At 42.7% G+C, this 25070-nt stretch carries 19 protein-coding genes; 14 read left to right on the plus strand and 5 right to left on the minus strand.

What is annotated here, in order from left to right; genetic code table 11:
* Positions 1-56 precede the first annotated feature (56 nt).
* On the minus strand, positions 57-1760 hold the full coding sequence (locus R8O70_RS14750) for a putative bifunctional diguanylate cyclase/phosphodiesterase (RefSeq protein WP_258624278.1): 1704 nt from the start codon (positions 1758-1760) through the stop codon (positions 57-59).
* A 487-nt stretch (positions 1761-2247) separates the two neighbouring features.
* Here R8O70_RS14750 and R8O70_RS14755 point away from each other — a divergent pair, with 487 nt between their 5' ends.
* The 4 genes from R8O70_RS14755 (at position 2248) to R8O70_RS14770 (ending at position 6952) form a co-directional block, all read left to right on the plus strand.
* Complete coding sequence (locus R8O70_RS14755) at positions 2248-3465, plus strand: HD-GYP domain-containing protein (RefSeq protein ID WP_025766705.1); 1218 nt, start codon at positions 2248-2250, stop codon at positions 3463-3465.
* A 202-nt stretch (positions 3466-3667) separates the two neighbouring features.
* A complete protein-coding gene (locus R8O70_RS14760; protein ID WP_025766704.1) occupies positions 3668-4291 on the plus strand; it encodes a LysE family translocator in 624 nt (207 codons plus the stop codon).
* A gap of 212 nt (positions 4292-4503) precedes the next feature.
* The gene (locus R8O70_RS14765) at positions 4504-6048 is read left to right on the plus strand and encodes a YjjI family glycine radical enzyme (protein ID WP_053350580.1); all 1545 of its coding nucleotides are present in this window, start codon (positions 4504-4506) and stop codon (positions 6046-6048) included.
* Between the two features lie 22 nt (positions 6049-6070).
* Positions 6071-6952: a YjjW family glycine radical enzyme activase gene (locus R8O70_RS14770; RefSeq protein WP_031778972.1), complete on the plus strand. Its 882-nt coding sequence runs from the start codon at positions 6071-6073 to the stop codon at positions 6950-6952.
* Positions 6953-6971: 19 nt separating this feature from the next.
* Here the strand turns inward: R8O70_RS14770 and R8O70_RS14775 are convergent, their stop codons facing one another.
* Positions 6972-7910: a LysR family transcriptional regulator gene (locus R8O70_RS14775; protein ID WP_005377737.1), complete on the minus strand. Its 939-nt coding sequence runs from the start codon at positions 7908-7910 to the stop codon at positions 6972-6974.
* 411 nt (positions 7911-8321) lie between these two features.
* On the opposite strand from R8O70_RS14775, the gene R8O70_RS14780 reads away from it, so the two are divergent.
* Together R8O70_RS14780 and R8O70_RS14785 are read left to right on the plus strand one after the other, a co-directional pair.
* Complete coding sequence (locus R8O70_RS14780) at positions 8322-9092, plus strand: TerC family protein (protein ID WP_258624280.1); 771 nt, start codon at positions 8322-8324, stop codon at positions 9090-9092.
* A gap of 160 nt (positions 9093-9252) precedes the next feature.
* Positions 9253-9855 carry a 2OG-Fe(II) oxygenase gene (locus tag R8O70_RS14785; RefSeq protein WP_213866549.1) on the plus strand — a complete coding sequence of 201 codons (603 nt, stop codon included), beginning with the start codon at positions 9253-9255 and terminating at the stop codon, positions 9853-9855.
* A 54-nt stretch (positions 9856-9909) separates the two neighbouring features.
* On the opposite strand, the gene R8O70_RS14790 is transcribed toward R8O70_RS14785, so the two are convergent.
* Entirely contained in the window at positions 9910-11175 is a 1266-nt protein-coding gene (locus R8O70_RS14790; protein WP_213893821.1) for an HD domain-containing phosphohydrolase, read from the minus strand.
* Positions 11176-11804: 629 nt separating this feature from the next.
* On the opposite strand from R8O70_RS14790, the gene R8O70_RS14795 reads away from it, so the two are divergent.
* The 8 genes from R8O70_RS14795 (at position 11805) to R8O70_RS14830 (ending at position 22451) form a co-directional block, all read left to right on the plus strand.
* Positions 11805-12998: an iron-containing alcohol dehydrogenase gene (locus R8O70_RS14795; protein ID WP_054574120.1), complete on the plus strand. Its 1194-nt coding sequence runs from the start codon at positions 11805-11807 to the stop codon at positions 12996-12998.
* 161 nt (positions 12999-13159) lie between these two features.
* Positions 13160-14365 carry an aromatic amino acid transport family protein gene (locus tag R8O70_RS14800; RefSeq protein WP_033905238.1) on the plus strand — a complete coding sequence of 402 codons (1206 nt, stop codon included), beginning with the start codon at positions 13160-13162 and terminating at the stop codon, positions 14363-14365.
* Positions 14366-14639: 274 nt separating this feature from the next.
* Complete coding sequence (locus R8O70_RS14805) at positions 14640-15764, plus strand: HD-GYP domain-containing protein (RefSeq protein WP_258624283.1); 1125 nt, start codon at positions 14640-14642, stop codon at positions 15762-15764.
* An 87-nt stretch (positions 15765-15851) separates the two neighbouring features.
* Positions 15852-16070 (plus strand): hypothetical protein, encoded by a 219-nt coding sequence (locus R8O70_RS14810; RefSeq protein WP_005377723.1) that lies wholly within the window; start codon positions 15852-15854, stop codon positions 16068-16070.
* Positions 16071-16394: 324 nt separating this feature from the next.
* Positions 16395-17159 carry an ABC transporter ATP-binding protein gene (locus R8O70_RS14815; RefSeq protein ID WP_005377721.1) on the plus strand — a complete coding sequence of 255 codons (765 nt, stop codon included), beginning with the start codon at positions 16395-16397 and terminating at the stop codon, positions 17157-17159.
* An 11-nt stretch (positions 17160-17170) separates the two neighbouring features.
* The gene (locus R8O70_RS14820; protein ID WP_053303102.1) at positions 17171-18055 is read left to right on the plus strand and encodes an iron-siderophore ABC transporter substrate-binding protein; all 885 of its coding nucleotides are present in this window, start codon (positions 17171-17173) and stop codon (positions 18053-18055) included.
* Positions 18052-20028, plus strand: coding sequence for a Fe(3+)-hydroxamate ABC transporter permease FhuB (fhuB, locus tag R8O70_RS14825; RefSeq protein WP_318184230.1), 1977 nt, complete (start codon positions 18052-18054; stop codon positions 20026-20028). Before R8O70_RS14820 ends, fhuB begins: the two co-directional genes overlap by 4 nt.
* A 200-nt stretch (positions 20029-20228) precedes the next feature.
* A complete protein-coding gene (locus R8O70_RS14830) occupies positions 20229-22451 on the plus strand; it encodes a TonB-dependent siderophore receptor (protein WP_258624286.1) in 2223 nt (740 codons plus the stop codon).
* A gap of 42 nt (positions 22452-22493) precedes the next feature.
* Here R8O70_RS14830 and R8O70_RS14835 read toward each other — a convergent pair whose 3' ends face one another.
* Together R8O70_RS14835 and R8O70_RS14840 are read right to left on the minus strand one after the other, a co-directional pair.
* Positions 22494-23042, minus strand: coding sequence for a hypothetical protein (locus R8O70_RS14835; RefSeq protein WP_017820633.1), 549 nt, complete (start codon positions 23040-23042; stop codon positions 22494-22496).
* A gap of 250 nt (positions 23043-23292) precedes the next feature.
* On the minus strand, positions 23293-25068 hold the full coding sequence (locus tag R8O70_RS14840) for an ABC transporter transmembrane domain-containing protein (RefSeq protein ID WP_136977071.1): 1776 nt from the start codon (positions 25066-25068) through the stop codon (positions 23293-23295).
* Positions 25069-25070 lie beyond the last annotated feature (2 nt).

Raw genomic sequence — 25070 nt, forward strand, 5'->3', positions numbered from 1 at the left:
TAGTGAATAGTTCAGCATGTTTAACGTGGCCGTGCGGGAATATTGCTCTAGTATGCTTAACTCAACGAATAGCGGCTTGCACTGGCAACAGAAAGTGGCTTAGAGAACCAATAACCTTGCAGATAATCGACGCCCATTTCGGTAAAAAATTCACACATTTTGGCGTCTTCAATTCCCTCAATCACTACTTCAATATTATTTTCCTGGCACATAGTGATAAGAAACTTCAGATATTCTTGTGAAGAGCGGTTGGTTAGTGTTTTCCACGCCATCGACCTATCAATTTTGATTTGTGTCATCGGGAGGTCGAAGAAGCTATTTAATGAACTGTAACCAGATCCAAAGTCATCCAGAGAGAGTGCAAATCCTAGTTCCCTGAGGGTATTCAGAGGGGCAATGGCTGTCTGATTATTATCCAAAATAAACGTTTCTGTTAGTTCCAACACAATAGACTCAGGATCGACACCAACCTCATCCGCCATGGCTTTAATTCGCGCAGGGAATTCACTGTTCATTAACTGAAGTACAGAAACATTCACGTTGACACGAACTTGGTTTTGGTAACGCTCACGGTAGTTTTTGATAAATGCACACGCTTTGGCAAAGACTTGATATCCGAGTTCGACAATCAAACCTTTGTTCTCTGCCACGGGGATGAATTCGTCTGGATAAATTTCGCCAAACTCTTTGCTACGCCAGCGAACCAGAGATTCGAAGCTCACTACTTTTGAGCTTTTGGCGTCAATAATTGGCTGAAACTTAACGCTTAATGTCTGTTTTTCTAGTGCACTTTTTAGACCTTGTTCAATAAAGAAATAACGGTCTACGGCATGCTGAGTTTTCTCACTGTAAACCGCAACACGGTCTTTATTCTGCTCGCTTGCGTACTGACAAGTTCGTGCTGCTTTACGCAATATTTCCTCTGCTGAGTGACTTGGATCTATGCAAGGATACAAACCAATACTAATGTTACTTCCTAAGTATTGGCCCTCTTCAATCACTGCCTCGTGGTAGGTTTCCTTTAAACTTTCGGCATAACTTTGCAGCGTTTCTACCGAGCATTCATCGTGAATCAAAATCGCAAAGTCATCATCATGTACGCGATATACAGAACTATTTGGAGAAGGTAGGTGACTGAGAGTTTGTAGCAATTTTTCCACTAACCCATCGACCAACTCGCTGCCATATTGATTTAAGTAAGATTTAATCTCTTCTATCTGAATGTAACAGATAGATGCACAAGAATCGGTGGCTCGCACACTATCTTCAATATCCAGCAAGAGATGGGCGCGATTAGCCATACCTGACGCATTGTCATGAAATGCGACTTGATGAATGTAGCTTTCCATCAGCTTGCGTTCAGAAATATCACGGTGGCTACCAACCATATAATGACCATGTTCTGTTTCTTTGGTCATGGCTACGCCTTCAATCCAGACGTACTGTCCATTGGGTTTACGCACGCGGTAGGTCGTTGTGACCCTCGTGTTGTTGGTAATGATGTGAGCATCGACCCGAGTGGAGAGTCTTTCTCGATCGAGAGGGTGAACAAGGTCTAACCATTGCTCTAAGCTGATTCGACCAGCGTTGATACCAAGCTGCTCATAAAAGCCCTTGTTATAAAATACCATGGTGCCAAACTCATCCATGTAAAAGAGGCCTTCGTTAAATACATCGAAGATATGAATGAATCGTTCTTCGACGATTTTTAGGAACTCTCGGTCACTATCTGAGACTTGTTGGTCAAATATGGTGGTCAAGATATTTCCTCCTCGAGCCTTTTAGCATCAGAGATGAGTGTTGGGGTTGATAACATAGAGTTGATCTGCTGGCGTACATTACAATCACAAAAGTGTCAGTTCAAATTGTTTGGCTATCATTTTATGCGCTACTAGGTTAATAACATACTAAGATTAGGCGGCTAATCATCGACATTTATAAAAAATAGTCAACAGTAAAAATCATTTATAAAATACAGTTATTGATGCCGTCCGCAATCTATAAATATTTATGAATAATTATCCTAAAGTTATTTTCAGTTGTGTCGGTATCAATGTGCTGTTTTCTAACGTCATTTGTATATATGTTATCTTGGATAAAACCATAATAATAAAAAGGACTTAATGAGCGCGACCGATTATTAATTGACAGGATGCTCATTAATTCTAATCAATTCAAATTTATTATCACGCCAAGTAATCAAATCTCTTATAATGCGGACGTTAATATCGAGTAAGCCTTCTTTATATGCAGTACGATCCGAAAAATTCAATCAAAATTGCGCTCGCTGATATCGGCGTTGGTATGTTTGTTACCGCGATAGAGCACAACAAGCGCGTCAATTTAGCCAATGCAGGGCGGATATCTAGCCCTGAAGGCATTAAGAAGCTTGCTACAAGTGGCGTAAAGTATGTTTGGGTAGATCAAACATTATCTTCGCAGCAGTGTGTCTTCAAGCCTGTAGATGAATCAACTGATGCCACTAAAGAGACGCGAGAGCAGAAACACTCCGATTTTAAGAGGGGTCAACGAACTTATCGTTCGAGAGACATCCAACACAAGCGAGCCAAAAAGCTGATCGCCGAAGCAAAAGATTTGGCGCAGAAACTATTGAATCAAACTTTTGAAGGAAAAATCATAGAAGTTGATGAAGTAGAAGCTTGGGCTGACGATGTCATTGAAAGTGTTTTGATTGACTCAGATGCGTTGCAGTGTGTCTCTGCACTCCGAAAAAAAGACTCTTACTTATTGGAACACTCCGTCAATGTCGCTTGTCTTTTAGTGTCATTCGGTAAGTACTTGGGCTTGGATAAGCCAACGCTAAAACAGCTTGCTGTAGGTGGCATTATTCATGATGTAGGTAAAATTAAAGTCGATGATAAGATCTTGCACAAGCCAGCGAAGCTAACGCCTGAAGAATTTGAACATATGAAGCTACATCAAGTGTTCGCAGGTGAGATAATCCTTCACGTAAAAGGACTTAGTGACGTAAGCCGTGATGTTTGTTTGATGCACCACGAGAAGTTAGATGGCAATGGTTATCCTAGAGGCTTGAAGGGGGAGGAGATTCCAATTCACGGCCGTATGAGCTGTATTGTAGATATCTACGATGCGCTAACGGCTGATCGCTGTTACAAAAAAGGCATGAGTTCTGCGGAAGCGTTTAAAATCTTGTTGAGTCTAACGCCATTTCATTTAGACGCCGACTTAGTTTACAAATTCATTAATTGCATTGGGATGTACCCCGTCGGCTCCATTGTCGAGTTGAACGATGGGCGTGTTGGTATTGTTTGGTCTTCAAATGAATCTCAAGCATTAAAGCCAGAAGTGAAATGTTTCTACTCCCGCAAGTATAAACGATACATTGATGTCACGATGGTGGATTTAAAAACGAGTGCGTACAAAATTGAAAGAGCGATCGCGCCTTCATCGTTAGAGATCGATCCTAAGCCTTTTTATGATTAAGAGAAATAGATAAGCTTATACAACAGGCTTTACATCCTTGCATGTAGATCGTATTTTATTTGCATAACTATCTATTAATTTTTTCTAAGTTGTTTAGATGCAAGATGGTTATTAAGACCTCGGCTTCATGGATAGAAACCGGGCGATAAAATAGTTCTATACACAATGGGCTATAAACCTCATTTTGCTGGAAGGGATGCCAATGCAAATAGATACATGGATTTTTTACACTCTTGCTATTCTCGTGCTCACAGCTTCACCAGGACCAAGCTCACTGTTGTGTTTAAGTAAAGGAGTGAGTAGTGGGTTTCGTATTGCTTTCATGACTGCGCTTGGCAGTTTGTCTGCGATTACGATCATCCTTACGCTCTCATTTACCGGGCTGGGAGTTGTCATTGCTTCATCTGAGTTAGTTTTTAATATTATCAAATGGTGTGGCGCCGCTTATTTAATCTGGTTAGGTATTCAAGCGTTGCGCTCATCTCAGACAGATTTTAATAAAACGGCAACGACTCAAAGTTCCGCGACAGCGTTTAGCGCGTTCACTAGTGGTTTCATTGTTGGCGCTAGTAATCCCAAAGCGATAGTCTTTTTCACCGCTTTGTTTCCTCAATTCATAGAACCTTCCGCACCGCTACTGTCTCAATACGCGATTTTCGCGTCTACATTTGTGGTTTTTGAGCTTAGCTGGCTAACATTTTATGCATTGTTAGGGGTAAAAGCCTCCGATTGGTTGTTTGTCGCTGGAAGAGCGAAGTTGTTTAATCGTTTGACTGGGGGAGTATTTATTGGTGCAGGCGTGATGTTGTCGACGGCAAACCGATAAATAAGACAGACTTCGGTACGCAGTTAGGTTTTCCCATATAGTAAGTTGGAATGCGCTAATTTAGCTTTGTCTTATTTCCAGAATGGAAATAGACGTTTTGTTTATTTTCATTAGTGGCAACAGCCAAGCAGGAGTAAAATCACGTTACTCTTTAGGGGTAGAGCTCGTATTTTGTCTTGTGGGCTTGTGGTTACTTTGTAGGAATATCTTAGATGACAAGCCTTTCTAAACTACAACAACGTTTTCTAGATATCGCGACCGACGTCCGTCTTTCTCCAAAACAGAAGTCGAGTTTTTTAGCTTTAGAGGCTGAAGCGTGCATTCCTTACATGACCGTATCTCCATCACTGAGACAAGCAATGGATGAAGGCATCATCTGCGATATGTTTGAAGGTCATGCACCGTTTAAACCTCGCTATGTGTTGCCTGATTACGCTAAATTTCTATCGCAAGGCTCAGACTATTTAGAGTTGTCTCCGGCTGACGATTTCGATGATGCGTTGAACATGCTGACCATCATTTACCATCATGTTCCTTCGGTAACGAACATTCCGGTTTACTTAGGCCAGTTAGATGATGTCTTGTTGCCTTACATAGGCGACCTAACAGAGAGCCAGATTTACAAAAAGTTAAAACATTTTTGGATCATGCTGGATCGCACATTGCCAGATGCGTTTATGCATGTGAATGTCGGACCGACAGACAACATTATTTGTCGCACTGTTTTAAAAGTAGATGCGGAGCTCAAGCAGATCGCACCGAATCTCACCTTTATGTACGACGAGACAGTTACACCTGATGATTTACTTCGTCAAGCGACACAGAACATTTGTGAATGCAGTAAACCGCATATCGCCAATTACCCAATGCACACGAAAGCCTACAACGGCTCACGCTTTGGTATTGTAAGTTGCTACAACTCGCTTCCATTAGCAGGTGGCTCGAACACATTGGTGCGAATGAATTTAAAAGAAGTTGCAAAACGAGCATCAGACTGTAACGACTTCTTAAACAGTGCGTTGCCTTCTTACCATCGATTAATGGTCGAGCTCATAAACGCAAGAAGCACGCACTTGCATGAAAAATCGAACTTCTTTCAAGGCTTTTTGACGCAAGAAGGGTTGATAAAAGAGTCCTATTTCGCGCCAATGTATGGCGTTTACGGCATGGCCGAAGCGGTAAACCTTCTATTTGAAAAAGAAGGGCAAATAGGGCGATACGGAAAAAATGATCGAGCAAATACTTTTGCTCATGATGTTTCAGCAACACTGGCTAAACTGGTGGACTCAACCCCGGTGAAATATGGTTTAGATGGCAAAGCGCTCTTACATGCACAAGGCGGCATTAGCTTAGATCATGATGTTACGCCAGGTGTACGTCTGCCTTATGGTGCAGAGCCAGACCCTGTCACTTATGTACAAGCAACGGCGAAGCATCATCAGTATTATCGTGCGGGTATCAGCGATATTTTGACGATTGATGAAACGGTGAAATCTAACCCAGAAGCGATGTTCAATTTATGTAAAGGGGCACTAAATGCTGGTTATCGTGAGTTTACCGCGAATGTCACTTCAAATGACTTAATTCGCGTGACAGGCTACATGATCAAACTTTCAGATGTCGCGAAATATGATAAAGAAGGTTCGAGAACCAACACGACGTTTCTAGGTGCAGAAGCAGCAAAAAATACCAAAATTTTAGAACGCTCGCCACGTGTGGTGAGTCATGAAGTAACACCGACTTACACGCAGGCATAAGTTCGGTTTAGGAAAGAACAAGATGTCTAGACGAAGTGGAAGCCTTTTGGCAAAAGTCACTCGTATCCTTCCTTTCTCTTGTGTTGATGGGCCAGGAAATCGTCTAGTCATCTTTCTACAGGGTTGTAACTATCAGTGTTTGAACTGCCACAATCCTCACACGATAAACCATTGTAATCATTGTGGTGAGTGTGTGAGTGAATGTTCAGCAGGCGCATTGAAGTTCGACGAAAACAACAACGTTGTTTGGCTTAAAGAGGAGTGCACCCACTGCGATCATTGTATAGAGATATGTCAGAACCAATCTAATCCAAAAATTACTGACTACTCTGTAGTAACAATGCTCGATTTGATACGCAAACATCGCTTTTTCATCAGTGGTGTTACTGTATCCGGTGGGGAATCTACCTTACAACTTCCTTTCATTATTGAGCTGTTTAAAGGGATAAAACAAGATCCTGAATTACGGCACCTCTCTTGTTTCATCGACAGTAACGGTTCTTTAGCGGTTGCTGGTTGGCAGCGTATTCTACCTTTTCTGGATGGCGCAATGATCGATTTGAAAGCGTGGCAGACGGAGACGCATCAGTGGCTAACTGGGCGTGATAATCATCGTGTATTTAAAACCCTTCAGTACCTTGTTGAGCACGAAAAATTGTACGAGGTCCGCTTACTGCATATTCCCCAAAAAAGTGATTTAGATATAGAAATCGTAGCAATTGGACGTTACTTGAGTACTCTTCCTGAATCGGTGATTATACGTTTAAATGCCTTTCAGCATCACGGAGTAGTGGGGGAGGCGTTAACTTGGGATATGTGCTCTCATCATGATATCGAACGCTTAAAATCAGAGCTTCGATGCTACGTGAGTAACCCTATCACAGTGCCGACAGTACTCACGTAGTACCGTTGTTTATCTATGCTTACGCATCACAGGCATCTAACATGGCGCAGGCGTCGAGTAATTGTTGCTGCAACCATTTTAAAGCGGGATCGTTTAAGCTCGCTTTGTTCCAAACGAGGCTGTAGGCTACCTGTCCGTAATCGAATGGAAGAGCTTGTTCAACCAAACCTTTTGCTTGCATTGCCGCTCTTGCCCAAAGCTTGGAGCATGTGAACAAGTAATCCGAGTGCTGACACATCACCGCAGCTGAACCAAAGTCGGCTACACGCATGGCCAAGTTTCGCTTTGAATGCCTTTGGGTGAGATTTTGCTCAAAATAAGGTTGTGACAGATCTTTATCATGAATACCGATGTGTCTTGCACAAAGGTAACTTTCAACAGATAAGGGTTGCTCAGCGAGTGGGTTCGATGCTCTCATTAAGCAAACCATTTCGTCTTTCAAAATGGTTTTCCAGACCAAGTCTTTATTTTGTGTGGGTGGTTGGCTGAGATCGTGAGGAAGCAACAAAAAATCCACTTGACCTCTTGCTAATGCATCGAAGCTCATTTCCTCTTTCGCATGGACATTCAAGTGCGCGTGGTTGCTCAGTTGTTGGGACAAGTGCTGTAGAACTGGCGCAAAGAGCTCAAATGAACTTTCACGCATTGCTAATGAAAAACTACCTTGATAGTAAGCCGGATTGAAAGAGCCTTGATGTAATAATCCATTCATACTGGAGAGTATGCCATGGATTGATGGGCCTATATGCAGCGCAAATGCTGTCGGCACTAAGCGAGTGCCATCACGGTAAAAAAGGTCATCCTTTAGCGTTTCGCGCAACTGTCCGAGCGTTTTACTGACGCTCGATGGTGTTACACACAAGCGTTCTGCCGCAAGTGTGACGCTGTGAGTGGTTAACAACATATGTAAAACAGTTAGATGTTTAAGGCTTATACGCGAAAGAGCAATGTAGTCCATAAATAGCATGGTTTCTTATGATTTTTGGCAGTATATCAGCATGAAACAAATTTTTACTATTGTTTATCTCGGAAACACGCCTGTTTCTCTTTGAGCTCAATGCATTTAATGGGTTGCATAAGGATTGATGGTGCTTATAAGTCTAGAAATTTATCTTAGTTTTGTTGGACTTTAATGCTTTCATTTATTCAATTCTAAAGCTTCTATGTAATTTTAATCAATTTGGAGGAGTTGATTGATTTGTACACGAATTAAACTTGTTCCTTGTTAATTAAAATAGATATTGTTTTGTTGATTGTTTGGTGATTTACTCATGATCCCTCAGTAACAAAGGTATAAATAATTAATGGACGACCCCTTTAGTCGACAAAACCCTTCACCATATGTCTTCTTATTATTGGAGACATGCTCATGCTAGAACTTTTTATGCAACCAGAAGCTTGGGCTATTTTCGCCACTTTGTTTGCGCTTGAAGTTGTCTTAGGCGTTGATAACGTCGTTTTTATCTCTGTCTTATGTGAAAGACTGCCGCTGCACCAACGTAAGCTGGCAAGAAGCCTTGGTATTGGTCTTGCTGTTATTGCTCGTATTGGTTTAGTGTTTTCAATCTCTTGGATCATTCAACTGACTCAACCGCTATTTTCTTTGGCGAACCATGCGTTTACCGGAAGAGACGTCATCATGATTGCGGGTGGTGCATTCCTCTTGGCTAAAAGCCTGAAAGAGTTGTGGAGTTGGTTAAATCACAACGAGTCTGCTCACTCAACTCACGCCCGTACTGGTTTAGCGGTAGTTCTGTTGCAGATTGTTGCCGTGGATGCTGTATTCTCGATGGACTCGGTGATAACCGCCGTTGGTTTGACAAGTGATGTCCCACTTATGGTCGCAGCGATTGTTTCTTCTGCTATCGTGATGGTCATGACAGCAGAAAAAATCAATAACCTGGTGTCGTGTTACCCTGGTTTTAAGACACTTGCTTTGTTATTCCTCGTTTTGTTAGGTGGTTTATTGATGGCAGAAGGCTTCGAAATTCATATCAACAAAGGTTATGTGTATTTTGCGATGGCATTCGGCTTAATTCTGGAACTTTGTCATATCCAGTTAAAAAACAAACAACGCCCGACTATTAAACGTCTTAGTCCGTTGCGAGTTCATCCAACCAGATTAGAAGCTCGTCAATAATAAAAGATATTGCCGCTCATATGAGCGGCATTTTTATATTTGTCATCACCTATTTTTACTCTCTTTTTATTTTGTTGTCGTTTCGACAAAAAATCGCATTTGTTGTGGGGTTGAAGATTTTTTATATAGACCGCCCAACTAATATGAGTGAACGACAATAATGGATAAAATGATCGATGCGTTAGCAACCCATGGCTACTACATCTGGGATGATTTTCTTTCTGAACTAGAAGTGGATCAATTGCGAGACTGCATTCCAAGTAACTGGAAAAAAGCGCGTATTGGTCGTAATGACGATGTGACTCGTATTGAATCAATTCGAAGTGACAAAATTCAATGGTTGTCGCCCAATATGGGGCACGCGGTTACTTCTTACTTAGATAAGATGGAAGAAATACGCCAAGAAGTGAACCGTCACTTGTTTCTGGGACTTTTTGAGTATGAAGCTCACTTTGCCAAGTACGAGGAAGGGGATTTCTACCAAAAGCATCTAGATTGTTTTAAGGGCAATGAAAACCGTCGATTGACAACCGTTTTTTACATGAACGAATCTTGGACGGAAAAGGATGCAGGTGAATTGGTGGTTTACGATCTAAATGATAATAAGATAGCAACCATCCCTCCTCAATCAGGACGCTTACTTTTATTCTTATCTGAGCAATTCCCGCATGAGGTTTTACCGACCAACGCAGAGCGGTTCAGCATTGCAGGTTGGTTCAGAATCAATGGTGTGCGAGACAATGTACTTGATATTGCAAAATGATTGGTTTGCAACCAGCATAAAATCAGCAAAGGGCGTAGATACGCCCTTTATCGATTAAACATTAGTTGATAGCTCGTAACACTCGGTCATGTTTCGCTCTAGCACTGCATAGACGTCAGAACAAAGTTCTTGTTTAGCGACTTGCTCGCCCATAATCGCGGCGATTTGTGCTTGAGCCATTCGTCCTCGGTAGGGACGGTCCTGAGACAGAGCTTGAAAAACATCGGCAACCGCGACAATACGCGATGGTACATCGAGTTCGTCTCCTGTTTTATGATAAGGATAGCCAGAACCGTCCAAACGCTCGTGATGATTAGAGGCCCACTCCGCTATTTTAGCGTTGGGAAACACTTTGTGTAATGCGAGCTGAGTATCAATTGTATGGCGTTTAATACGCGTATACTCTTGTTTATTAAGAGAGCCTTCTTTATGAAGAATCTCATCTGGTGTTTTTAACTTTCCGATATCATGCACCAACCCAGCAATAAATAACATCTCTTGGTCGTGCTCACAGAGCCCAAGCTTGATGGCTAGATACCGAGATAACTCCGCCACTTTTTGCGAATGTTGATAAGTAAATGGGCTTTTTGCGTCAACAATTCGAGCGATAAACATGCCCAAACTATTCATATCTTGGATGGTGAGCTGTTTTTGAAGCCAATCAATGCTTTTAAAGTTTAATCCGATGGTTTCTATATTTTCAGACTCCATCGCGAACCAAAATGCGTCGGTCATAACGAGCTTAACCATTGCCTTAGCCATGTCTGGATTAAACAAAGTTCCAGCGTTTGCCATGATGCACTCTGCAATTAGTTCTTCATGAAGTGTGACAATGTCACAGTGGCAGTTCATGACGTATTTGGAACGCATAAAATCGAGACGGTCGGCTAAATAGAGTAGGGCAGCGACCTCTTTTTCAAAAGGCGGTAAATCAAGATATTTTAGTTCACTCCAATGTGTATGGTGGTAAAGAACAGGTGTAGCAAACTGACGCAACAAACGACACTGCTTGAGGCTTCGGTATCCTCTTAAGCAATGTGTTTTTACATCTTGTGGCACCAACTCCTCAAGTAACATTTTATGTTCTTGTGTTTCGGAGACCCCACAATCGTGGATCATCCCTGCGAAGTAGCAAAACTCCGCTTTTTCTGGTTCCCAGTTCATGACCCGAGCACATTGGTAAGCGATGTAAGCGACACGATGGCTATGGTGCGTATCATCAACACCGACATAGTCGAGTGCTCGAGCAACCCAGATAAGTGCTTGTTTCAGATCGACTTCAAAGCCCATGTCCGTATGGGAATGGCAAGAATGATTCATGGTTTATACCGACATTGCTAATTAGCCCACGCTAAACCCAAATCAGAAGGTGATAGGAAAGATTGGGTACGACAGCGAATAGACCCCAAAAAGGTGGGCGTTTAGACATAGTTTTGATTATGGGCGGGATAATAATCCTAGTTGCATAATAATATCACCTGAAGCTCATGGTTAAGAGTCAGATATTTGAACTAAGTATAAGTTTTGAAAGATTATTGTTGCTCTTGTTGACTTATTTGAAAACGACAATAAATCATGATGTAACGCATTCTTATTTTTATTTTTGTAAATCGTGTTCGGGCTCAACCAGAGACACACGGTATTGATGTGTGATTAACAGAATTTATATTGTTGTTCTTGAAGGCAAAAAATAAGAAGACTTCTTCGAGGCTTGCTCTGTAACTAACAGAGTATTAGGTAAAGCAGCTTGTTAACAACATGACAATAGAGCGTCGTTGAAAATATTTTCTCTGTAGCTCATGTTGTTGAGGAAAGATAATAAAATGGTACGGCTTCCCAGCGATGTTAGCCTTTTTGGTGAGATAAGTTTATTGAAAATGTGTGATTGCAAAGTAAGCATAGGTGGTAAAAGTAGCTAGAATGATAGCTCTAAATGAAAAGGATTTCGTATGTTGAAGCATCGTTTATATCGGACTTACACCGCAGGGTTAAAAATAGCAGCCCTTATCCTTCCTATGCCGAGACCAACCTTGTTTTCCGGCCCTGGTTCGATGAATGAGCTATTAGAATCGATGGCCGAGCTGGGATTTAAACGCGTTTTGTTAGTAACCGACGAAGGGTTAGTCCAAGTCGGTATTGTAGATAAGGTGCTTGAGGCAGCAGCACAACTCGATTTACAGTTAGATGTTTTCTCGCAAGTTAAGCCCGATCCTACCTATGATCAGGTTGAGAGCGGTCTAGAGGCTTATCATCGTTTTCATTGTGAGGGCATATTAGCTTTGGGTGGCGGCTCTGCAATGGATTGTGCAAAAGTCATCGCTGCGAAAGTTACCAATAAACGGCCAATAAAAAAATTAGCTGGACTATTGAAGGTATGGCGAATGCCAGCACCGCTTTTTGCTATTCCAACAACGGCTGGAACCGGAAGTGAAGTTACTATCGCTGCGGTCGTGTCAGATCCCTCCTCACACATTAAAACCCCTTTAATGGATCCAAAGTTGGTGCCACTAATGGCAGCTTTAGATGCGAATTTAATGATTGGTTTACCTCCTAAGATCACGGCTGATACTGGCGTTGATGCATTAACCCACGCTATTGAGGCCTATGTATCGAAAAACGCTACTCAAGAAACGATGGCTTATTCGGTTGCCGCTATTAAACTCATTTTTAAATATCTTCCTAGGGCTGTGATGCAAGGGGATGATGTCGAAGCTCGTCATAAAATGGCTATGGCATCCTATTACGCGGGTTTAGCATTTACCAAAGCGAGTTTGGGTTATGTTCATGCCTTTGCTCACACATTCGGTGCGAGATATGGAATACCTCATGGTATGGCAAACGGATTAGCCTTGTTGCCTGTGCTGCGCTTTTCATTATCAGAGATTGAGCCTCAACTAAGAAAGCTCGATGAGTTGACGGCCGAGGGGCAGTTAGGTAACGCAAGTGCTCAGCATTTTTTGGCGAATCTGGAGTCCTTGTTTTCAACTATTGATATTGAGCAAACCAGTGCGCTCATTCAACGTGAAGATGCTGATGCGCTTGTTGATTTAATTCTGAAAGAGGCGCACTGGAATTACCCTGTTCCCAAGTTCATGAACAGGGAAGAATGCACACAGTTATTGTTAAATATCAGTAAGGTGTAAATTATAGTTTACATGTGTGGTTTTTTATCCTTACACTTTGCTTGATCTTCTGCTAAAGATCCTACAATATCGACGGCAATACAAATATGGTGTTGGTTTCGGTCCGCCGTTGCCCGATCTAATACTGATAATTTCTAATAAAGTGTAAAGATTAATATACAATGAGTCGTTCTAAAGTATTCGGTAGTACGCTAATTATTGCGGGCACTACAATAGGCGCTGGTATGCTAGCGCTTCCACTTGCCTCTGCCGGCATTGGTTTTTCAACTTCTATTATCATCATGCTAGGCTTATGGGCTCTGATGGCTTTCACTGCCTTGCTTATGCTTGAGCTTCATCAACATGCGGAGAGTAGTGCTACACTTCATACTTTGGCGAAACAGATCCTAGGTCAAAAAGGCAAGTGGGTGGCAAGTTTTGCGATGTTGTTTCTTTTCTACTCATTATGTGCAGCGTATATCGCTGGCGGTGGTGCTCAGTTCGGAGACCGCCTTGCACAATGGTTTGACCTCGATATTTCAGGGCCTACATCAACGATAATCTTTACCTTGATTGTGACTTTAGTTGTGACAGTGGGTACCGGTACGGTCGATAAAGTAAACCGAGTTCTGTTCGCGATGAAGCTCATTGCGATGGTTGCGGTGCTTTCTTTTCTTGCTCCAAACGTTACGGAATCTTACTTGTTAAGTATGCCAATCGAACAAGGCCTTGTTGTAGCGGCGATTCCGGTGATCTTTACTTCGTTTGGTTTCCACGGAAGTATACCTGCAATTGTGAATTACTTAGACGGTGACACTTCTTCTTTACGCAAAGCCGTTATTATTGGTTCGACGATTCCACTCGTTATTTATATCTTTTGGCAAATCGTGACGTTGGGTGTGGTTAGCCAAAGTACGCTTGTTGAGAACGGAGGGTTGAGCGCACTGATTGGTCAACTATCTCAGACAGTACACCAATCAAATTTGGGTAGCATTGTTGGTGTGTTTGCTGACTTGGCATTGTTGACATCGTTCCTTGGCGTGAGTTTGGGTCTATTCGAATTTTTGGGTGATACCATCAAAGGAAGTAACGATAAGCCTAATCGTTTGATTGCGGCACTAGTGACGTTTACTCCACCGCTAGGCTTCGCACTTTTCTATCCTCAAGGCTTTATTATGGCTTTGGGCTATGCAGCGATTGCCTTAGCGATTTTAGCCATCTTTTTGCCTTTGGTTATGGTGATCAAGGTTCGTAAATCGGATGATTTTACTGGGGAGTACCGCGTCGCAGGTGGTCAAGGTGCGTTAGTGATAACGGGCATCGCTGGCACTGGCATCGTATTCGCTCAGGTGTTAATTACGCTGGGTGTGCTTCCTGCTCTAGGCTAGTTGTTTAGAACGTTCTTTGAATAACTTCTAGTTACTGAATCCATCGTAATCAATCAGTATTGTTAGGCCAACGAGTTTCGCTCGTTGGCTTTTTTAATCTGGATCAAATTACCGTAAGATATCCGGTGAAAAAATTGGTAGAAATGTGCTTTTATTTCGTACACTTAAGTTGTGGTATATCGATAATTTAAGTGGAGAAAACCGCTCAAAATACCATTGAATTTGCAACACAATGAGCTTTTCTTGTTTCTCTGCTTTGGTGTGGAGGTGAAGCATGGCGCACCGGCGTTTTTACCCGTTTGCAAAACCGCTTAACGAGCAACTGCAAACGCTAAAAGGCAGGATGCAGGCGCACTTGCCATGTATTGATAGGGTGTCATTTGCAAAATATCACCCAGACCAAGATGTGCTCAAATCATTTGCAGAAAGTGAGTTCGACACTTGGTGTTTAGCCCATCACGAATCAGCATTCCGTAAACTCCACCACCTCAATATTGCCTCTAAAAACGCGGTTCCTCGTATCGTCGAAGACCTTCATGATATTAAGCACTGTCCTCGGGTTCAAATTTTACTCAAACACGGATATCAGTCGTCGGCTGCTATTCCTTGTTATGACAATAAAGCTTTTACTGGTTTTGTATTTTTGAACTCCACTCAACGTGATGCGTTTAGTTTAGAAGCGCTGAATGGTCTTAAACCTTATTTCGAAATGATTCGATTTGCGGTTGAATCAGAAACTCAAGTAGTCAATGCGATAGAAACGCTAGCTAACCGAATGCAATGTATGATGCCAGGCTATTCACCTGAGTATTACGCGCATACCAAACGCATGAAGTACTACAGTCAAATTATCGCAACGCAGTTAGCGGATCGTTATCACCTGAATGACGAAATGGTCGAAGATATTGGTATTTTTGCTCAGTTCCATGCGCTCGGTGATAGTCAGCTGCCAGTTGAAATTGCTAGCCGCCGAACAAATTACTCTCAAGAACAAGAGGCGATATTGATTCAACATATTGAGCGTTGTATCGATTCAGCGGATGACATAGTTGCCCGTATCGGAAATCCGGTTCACCCGAGTGTGACTTTGTTTTTGCAGATGATTATTTATCAGTACGAAAATTTAAATGGCACTGGTTATCCGTATGGTTTAACCAGTGATGATATACCAATAGCCGCCCAAATTACGGCTGCCGCAAATGCCTTTGATTTTATGACAACGCACCATCCGTATAGACAAGCGTGGTCCATCCCATACGCATTGTTAGAACTTGAAAAATGGGTATATCAGGGATGGTTATCTCGAGAATGTGTTGATGCTCTGCGAGAGCATCAAGGTTATATAAAGCAAATCATCCACAAATATCCCGAGCACTATACAGGCTTGGGGTTAATGTGAAGAGCAGTAACAAAGTTGAAATGTTGACGAGGAGGAATATTTAAACAATACTGTTTTTATATACAGTAATGAGTTTGGAGGTGAAGTATGTTGTGGGAAACCCTTGAAAGAGTAAACCGCTTACGCCAACAAGCACTTGCAAATCCTGAGTTTGTTGAGTCAGCAAAAGAGCACGAACAAGCACTTCAGGAGCAAGAATACCATTATCAAACTAAGAAAAAGCGTTCAGCCAAAGACAAACAAGGTAAAAAGTCGCTGGCCGATATCTATAAAGAAGTAGAGTTTGGCGCTGACGCTCGTCATTAATGTATTCACTGCGGCATTTTTCATTTCTTCATACGCTGCAGTATTCGTTCAAATTTATGCGAGAGCAGTGGGAGACCACTGCTCTCGTTGACCTGCCTATAATTTACTAATGAAGTTCAGCAGAGCAAATTATCACTAACACTTAGCAATTCTCTCAATGATCTTGTTGATGTAATGATAATGACAACGGTTTGCATTTGTATCTTTGTTGTTATATAAAACCTCCCTTATTAATCGTTCTGTTGAATAAGAACGGCAAACGTGATCAACGAATGAGAGCTTTGAATAACTGTTATTCGTAAATGGCTATTAGGTGAAGTAGGGATGTTGGAAGCTAAAGCACTCCAGTTTGAGATTGAAGGCAAGTCATTGCTAAAAGCGTTTGATGTGACATTTGAACCCGGAAAAACATACGCTCTTGTTGGACACAATGGTTCAGGAAAATCCACATTGTTAAAGTTGCTGGCACAGCAACAGCCATACACCGCTGGTGACGTGGTTCTGCATGGAACGAGCATTAACGATCTCTCAGCGAAAAAGTTTGCCCAACACATTGCCTACTTGCCTCAGCATCTTCCAGTGACCGACAGTATTTTAGGTCGAGATTTAGTCGGTTTTGGTCGTTATCCATGGCATGGTTTACTTGGACGTTTGAGTAAGAAAGATCACGACATTGTTGAAGAAGCAATGGCGATGACAGGCACACTAAAATACGCAGATCGCTTAGTGGACACGTTATCTGGAGGAGAGCGTCAACGTGTGTGGCTAGCTATGCTGTTAGCCCAAAAAACCGAGTATTTGCTTCTTGATGAGCCTTTGTCTGCGCTAGATATCAGCCATCAAGTAGATATGTTGAAGCTTATCTCTAAACTCAGTCAAGAACTGGGTTTGGGCGTTATTATCGTATTACACGATATCAACTTGGCTGCACGATTTTGCGACTACATCGTTGCATTACATCAAGGTGATTTGATTGCACAAGGCAATGTTGAACAGGTGTTTACTGAACCTAAGTTGAGGGACATATATGGGATAGAGATGATGATCTCTGACCACCCTGCGGGTTATCCGGTGGCGATGCCAAGCTAAAGGTTGGAATAATGAGCAGTACAAACACTCGACTTAAACACTTCTCTTTCGCTCTCTCACTTAGTGCGCTTTTGGTCAGTTCTTTTCAAGCACTAGCTGACGCATCACCTCGGGTGATGTCGGTTGATTGGACACAAACTGAAACGATGTTGGCGTTAGGGGTTGTGCCCGTAGGCGTCGCTCAAGGGCAAGATTACGATGCTTGGGTAAAATCGCCACCGTTACCACCTCAAACTAAGGATGTAGGGTTAAGAACTCAACCCAATATAGAGCGCATTTACGAGCTCAGACCTGATCGTATTTTTATTGCCCCGTACTTCTCCTCAATGAAGCATCGCTTAGTTGATATCGCCCCGGTTACCACCATTGACTTATATGAAAGCGGGATTACGGATTGGTCGGTACTTACCAGTTTCACTCGGAGGTTTGGTGAAGAGCTGGGAAGAGAGGCGGAAGCAGAGGCGCTTATCCAACAATATGAAAAACGTTTCTCTTTATTAAAACAGCGCATAAACAAAGACCAGCCGCCACTTCTAATGATTCAGTTTATGGATACAAAGCACGTACGTGTTTTTGGTCAAAATAGTCTTTACTCTCAGGCTATCGAAAAGATTGGGCTGAGTAATGCATGGAATGAAAAGACGAATAGCTGGGGCTTTAGCCTAGTTGGCATCGACAAGTTAGCTGGCATAAAAGCTCAAATTGTTATCGTAGAGCCATTACCTTACGGTGGAGCGGAGCAGCTCTCTCAAGACCCATTTTGGCAATATGTTGTTCAACAATCTGGTGAAAAGGTCATGCAAGTCGCGCCCGTTTGGAGTTTTGGTTCTATGCCTTCAGCACTTCGTTTCGCAGAGTTAGTTACGGCGAGTAAGGTCGAGGAGTTAACACAATGAAAACGATGCCTTTAAGCTTTGTGGCGTTACTTTCGGCATTTACCTTTTCTATTGGTGCTTTCCAATTGTACCAAGTAAGCTCATTTTCGTTAGCTCTAAGCAGTTTATGGGAGCCTAACTTTCAATCTATCGATTCTGTTTTACTTCACTTTAGCTGGTGGCCTCGAGTCTTCACCACGATTATATCTGGTGCTGGATTAGCGGTTGCTGGGGTATTGATGCAGCAAGTGCTGCGTAACCCTCTCGCTTCACCCACGACACTTGGTGTGGCGAGCGGTTCAAGTTTTGCTTTGATGTTAGCTACGCTATTCGCACCTTGGATGTTGGATATCGCGCCTAATTTGGTTGCTCTCATCGGCGGTGTGATATCGATGGGGTTGGTGATGCTGTTGTCATGGCGACGAGCGTTATCTCCAACGGTTGTCGTCGTTTCTGGGTTAGTGATAAACCTGTACTTTGCATCATTAAGTACGGTTATTCTGATGATGAATACCGAAAAGCTGAATGGGTTAATGATATGGGGAGCCGGTTCGCTTGTTCAGAGTGGATGGGGAGATTTCTCGTATCTTGCCCCTCGAATCGCACTTGCTACGGTCGTTGCATTTGTGATTGCAAAGCCGTTAAGTCTGTTGGAACTCTCCGAGCAAGGTGCCAAGAGTTTAGGTGTCTCGCTAGCTAAGTTGCGTTTTGTCTGTCTTGGGCTTGCGGTGTTAATCACTTCTTGGGTGGTTTCTGCCGTAGGAATCATCGGTTTCATCGGGTTAGCGGCGCCAGCAATTACTCGATTGATAGGTATCAATAAAATCCAGCATAAGCTTTGGGTATCAATGCTGATTGGTGCCATGTTATTGACTTTAACCGATTTGGTTATTCAGCAACTGCCAGGGCTAATGGCGAGTTTTATACCAACGGGAGCAGCAACCGCTGCACTGGGCGCTCCGCTACTGTTATGGCTGTTACCTCGTTTATCACAAAAGACGCAGGGCCATACTCAAACAGTGTTAACTCGACACCGTCAACATGTTTACAAGCTAAACCCTAAAGCGATCTCATTGGCGTTGATCGGCACGTTAATTTCTGTTGTTCTTTTTGCCACGGTTGCTGTGCAAAATGAAGGGTGGACAAACTTATTTGCTAGCCAAAATTGGACTTTTTTGGAATGGCGCGCACCTAGGTTATTTGCAGCAGCAATTGCGGGGGCAATGTTGGCGATTGCTGGAACCATGATTCAACGCCTAAGTGGAAACCCAATGGCAAGTCCTGAAGTGATCGGTATCAGTTCAGGGACAGCGATGGGATTGATCATCGCGATGTTTACTGGGTTTGGTTCGTCAATTTTCACTCTTTCTCTAGGCGGGCTCGTAGGCGCATTAGCGACGGTATCAGTCATTGTGCTGCTAAACCGTAAGTCAGGCTTTCAGCCGGAGCGTATTTTGTTGACTGGTATTGCGATTACCGCACTGATGAATGCAATACAGAGCTTTATTCTAGCCACTGGTGACCCAAGAAGTTATCAAGCATTGGCTTGGTTGTCAGGGTCTACCTACTATGTCTCGGTTGAAACGTTACTCCCGTTGTCTTTATCTGCGCTTGTCTTTATAGGGTTGAGTTTTCTCTGCGTAAGATGGCTAGATATTCTTCCTGTCGGTGCCGCTTCCTCTAAAGCGCTTGGAATTCGAGTTGATCGTTCACGCGCAACACTGCTTCTTTTAGTTGCTTGTCTCACGGTCAGTGCGACATTGGTTGTTGGTCCGATTAGCTTTGTTGGGTTGTTGGCTCCGCATTTAGCTCGCTTATTTGGTTTTAACAAAGCGTCACAACACATGTTATGCGCCGCGATACTGGGGGCAGGGGTGATGTTGTTGGCTGATTGGTTGGGACGACAGGTCCTTTACCCGCAAGAAATACCAACAGGGCTTATGGCGTCTCTCATTGGCGGTTTGTATTTAATGTGGGGTTTACGCCGCTTATAGAGATGAGCTAAGCCTCAACCAAGAAAGTACTTATACAAATAAGCACTCGTAGTGGCATTCGTAACCTATGCGAGTGCTTTATGCAAAACCTCTGGTTTGTCTTTTACGGAAACAACTGGCGATGCCGTAACTCGCTTTTCTTTCAGCGGTCGCTGAAGTCATGAAGGGTTGGTTTGGCTGCCGACAAAAAGGAGAAGAATATGACTCGGCAGTTTATGCTGACACCAACGTCGATGGCGGTTGTATTAGCTTTATCAACGCCAAATGTCTTGGCTCAGGAAGATGAAAATATAGTTGTGATTGGACAGCAGCAAGACAGTGCAGTTGGTCCGGATTTTAGTTATCTCGGAGCGAAGAGTCGGGCAGCGACGAAAACTGATATTGCTATCAATGAGACTCCAAGAGCGGTGTCTGTTGTTACGCGAGAGCAAATGGATGATCGTGCCTCTATTAGCATTTCTGACGCGCTACAGTACACACCAAGCATTCAAACCAATTATTTTGGCGAAGATAACAAGCAAGATTGGTTTATTATTCGTGGTTTTAAACAGGCGAACAGTGGGTTGTATCAAGATGGTACCCGTTTATATTCTTCTGGCTTCTATAGTTGGCAAATAGATCCGTTTGCGTTAGAGAGGGTTGAAGTTTTACGTGGTGCAGCGTCTGTTCTTTATGGGCAAAACCCTCCAGGTGGGGTTATCAATCTTGTCAGTAAGAGACCTCAATTTGATGGGGGGTCAGGACTTGTATCTTTGGAGTACGGTTCTGAAGACCGTAAACAACTTTCTCTTGACGTAAACTCTGAGGTGAGTGAGCAGCTAGCTTTCCGCTTTCAAGGGTTAGCGAGAAAAAATGGGACGAGAATTAGTGGGGTAGAAGCAGAGCGCATTCTTCTCTCTCCATCGATGACGTACAAATTTAATGAGACGTCTGAAATTACCTTTCTAACGAGCTATCAAAAAGACGACTCAGATCCTTATCTGCAATTTTTGCCAGTTGAAGGAACGTTAACGCCAAACAAAAATGGAAAGATCAGTGATAGTTTAGCGATAGGCAATCCTAACTGGGAGACGTTTGAGCGTGAGCAGGTGTCTTTAGGCTATGAGTTTTCTCATGCATTTAATGATACCACTTCATTTGTTCAAGCAGCTCGTTACAGCGAAATGGATGTTAAGCTAAGACAAATGTATTCGTACGTTTACTCGGCTGACGTGCCTGCGTTGGGGCCGGCTTTGGACCCATCAAATGAACGCAAAACCATACTTCGGGGTGCTTCAACAGAAGATGGGTCATCTGATGCTTTTAATATCGATAATCGTTTGATGCACCAAGTAAATTGGGGAAGTGTTGAGCATAACTTGATGTTGGGGATAGATTTTCAAATGATCAGTATCGATGGTAAAGATTTTGCCAATGACCCTATAGTTGCTAATGGTAATGCATTATTAAACACACCAATGGGAGCTTTGCCCGATCCTAGGTTTAATGTATTTAATCCTACTTATTCGGATAACATAATGTTACTCGATCCGAATACGCTACAACCATTGAGCGAAACCGATAAGCAAAGAACGAAAATCGATAATCAGCAGCTCGGCGTCTACTTTCAAGATCATATGCTGATCAACGATAAATGGGCGATGTTATTGGGCGCACGTTACGACGATACAAGTAATGAAGTACATAATGTTACCACGGGTGCTCGCACGAAAGTTGATAATGGAGAGTGGACGTTTAGCGTGGGAACGGCTTATATTTCTGATTCTGGCTTCACGCCATACTTTAGTTACTCTCAGTACTTTGATCCAATTATTCAAGAAGACAGCAATGGTAAGCCAGCGAAGCCTGAAAGCGGTGATCAATTTGAAATCGGTATGAAATACCAACCGGATTCATTTGATGGTTATTTCAATATTGCAACGTATCGGGCAACAAAAGAAAACTTGGCTCGTATCTACTTGAGTGAATTAACGCAAATAGGAAAAATAGAAAATAACGGCGTTGAGTTTGAAGCTGTAGCTAATGTGACACCATCCTTAACATTGATCGGGAACATTGCGTACGTTGATGCAGAGATAAAACAAGACATCAATAAGGCATGGGTTGGCAAAACGCCTTCCCAAGTGGCGAATACCGTATCATCAGCTTGGGCACATTATCGTTTCTTTGATGGACCTCTTGATGGCTTTGCTGTTGGCTTAGGCGCGCGCTATACAGGTGAGTCATACGGAGACAATGAAGAGAGACTAAAAGTACCAAGTTATTTCTTAATGGATGCGACGGTCAGTTATCGAATCGGCGATTACAAGCTACAAGTCGCAGCTAAAAACATCGCGGATAAAAAGTACATAGCGACATGTGATGGTTTTTGTTGGTATGGCGACCGACAAAATGTTATTGCAAGTTTAACTTACGACTGGTGAGTTAACGTATAAATAAACACCCCTAACTTTAGGGGTGTTTATTTAGAAATCGGCTTTACGGACAAAGTGCGGGTTTTTGTACTTTTTCTGCGGACCAAACGATGATACGACAAGTTTGTTCCATAATGTTTTGTCAAACTCACCCTTTGGAATCGAAGGGTAGAGGGTTTCCTCTTCTTCTCTTGCAAAGTTCATATATTGTTTCTTTTTAATTTGATTGTACTTTTTGGCGATCTGGTTATGTTTTCTTACCCACTCCAGCTTGTAATTGTGGAGCACTTTTTCACCATCTTCGAGACTCATTCGAGATAGGAACAGTCGCTTGTATGAGACCTTTCTGTCCAGCATTGTGCGCATAACGGTTTGGATATATTTACCGTGATGCGTAATGGTAATGTCGTTTTCATCAACAGGAGTGACACACCAGCCTTTAGGTAAAAAGTCTGGCTTCTTAAATTGCTTATTACGTTCCATTAGCGCCTGATGTAAAACTAAATCAGAGGTGCCGCGGAACGTCTTTTGCCATTTACCGATACGAATTTGAATCGAACCAGGCAAGCGATAGATGTTAGTAAACTTATCTTTGTCCATGGACTTGTGTCATGAGATTAATGTGCATAATTAGAAAGCGGAATTCAGTCCAATGCCACAGGCAGTAGACTTAAGTACCGTACGATTTTACAACGACCTTGCGCGATATAGCGAGGGGTTATGTCAATAATAGGTAAGAAATAGAAAATTAGTTCACATTATGAAGAAATTGGAAGCTAACAGGTTAAATTTTGAAGTTACACCAATTATGCCCATGCCGACTAAATAAAAAGAAGGCACGGGCATAAAATCACACCGCTTCTTCGAGTTGCTTGGTGTCTTCTTCAATCTGTTGTAGATGTCGGTTTGCTTGCTGTAACTGATACATTTGGGCATAGCGACCATTTTGCGTTAAGAGTGCTTTGTGTGTGCCTTTCTCGACTAACTCCCCATGATGAAGAACAATGATTTGGTCTGCATCTAGGATAGTTGAAAGCCGATGAGCAATAACAACGAGCGTCATGTCTTGTCTGAGTACCGCCAAGCTCTTTTGGATTAAAGCCTCTGTTCCTGAGTCAATATTTGCGGTTGCTTCATCCAATATCAATATCTTAGGTTTTACCACAAGCACACGTGCTAACGCCAAAAGCTGTTTCTGACCCGCAGATAAATTAGTTTCGCCTTGACCTAACTGCGTGTCTAGCCCGTTAGGGTAACGATGAATTTGTTCTGCCAAACCAACCTTGTCTAACGCATCCCATATTTGATTGTCATCAACTGCCCGACTGAGAGAGATGTTTTCTCTGACTGAAGCAGGGAGAATATGTGGATCTTGTTGAACCATTGCCACATCTTTGCGAAGTACGTCTTTCCCTAATGTTTTAAGTGGACGACCACCTATGAGCAGTTCACCACATTGCGTTGGATAAAAGCCCATTAACAGTGACGCTAATGTGCTTTTACCGCTTCCTGTATGCCCGACAAGCGCGATAAAGTCTTGGTGGTTGGCCTTCAACGAAATGTCTTTTAGGACGTCCTGTTTACCATCGTAGCTAAATGTGAGGTCTTTAAGTTCGATAGCACCTGACCTTAATGGTTGATGATCGCCCCCGTAAGTTTGTTCTTTCGCATCAATCAATTCAAAAACACGTTCGCTTGATACTAACGCCTGCTGAAGTAGAGCAAGTTGCTGAGTCATCTCAATTAGTGGTTCAGTAACTCGCGCAAGATAACTGATAAATGCATACAGTACCCCCACACCAATCAACTCAATACCATTAAAACCAAAGATCGCAACCAAGCAAAGCAACGCAAGACCAGCGAGTAAGTCCATTAATGGTCTTAGCAGATAGCCGTTTAGCCGAATCACTCGTTTAGATGCCACCAGATGCTCTGCGGTTAGCTCGTTGAACTGTTTATTAAAACGCTCTTCTTGTTGCATTAATTGAATGACACTCATCCCTTGAATGGATTCACTCAGATTCGCATTTATATCGGTCAATAGGTCACGCATCTTTCGGTAGCTTTCTGTACTTAGCTGCTTAAACAAGTACATAAAGCCGATGACGATCGGCAGCAATACAAGCACAACGAGTGTGAGCTTCCAGCTCATGAAAAACATAACGCCAAGCATTACGACAATCATGACCACGTTTTTCACCACGGTCGCGATCAAAAGCTCATAAAATTGCTGTAAAGATTCCGTATCGTTGGTGATTCGCGACACCAATTTTCCAGCAGGAGTGTAATCAAACGCAGATAACGGCTGCTTAATCACGCCAGAAAATACTTGCTTACGAATCGCTTTGATCGTGTTAGCCGCGACAATGCTAAATTGCAATGACTGAAAATACTGGAATGTTGCCGATACGATCTGAAGAGCGATATAACCTACTGCTAGCGAAATCAGAACACTTTGTGAATAGTCACCTTTAGCGATGTGCTCATCAATGAAATATTGAATCAACCAAGGGCCGCCGGCGCTAGCTAACGCTGCAATAAACAGCAAGGCGAGTCCTTTAATCATTGGCTTTGGTTGAGATAATGGGTAAGACATTAACCGTTTAAACGTGCTGGTCTGGTTCATTC

Origin of the sequence: Vibrio sp. 779(2023) (assembly GCF_033344285.1) — a bacterium.
GTDB lineage: Bacteria > Pseudomonadota > Gammaproteobacteria > Enterobacterales > Vibrionaceae > Vibrio > Vibrio alginolyticus.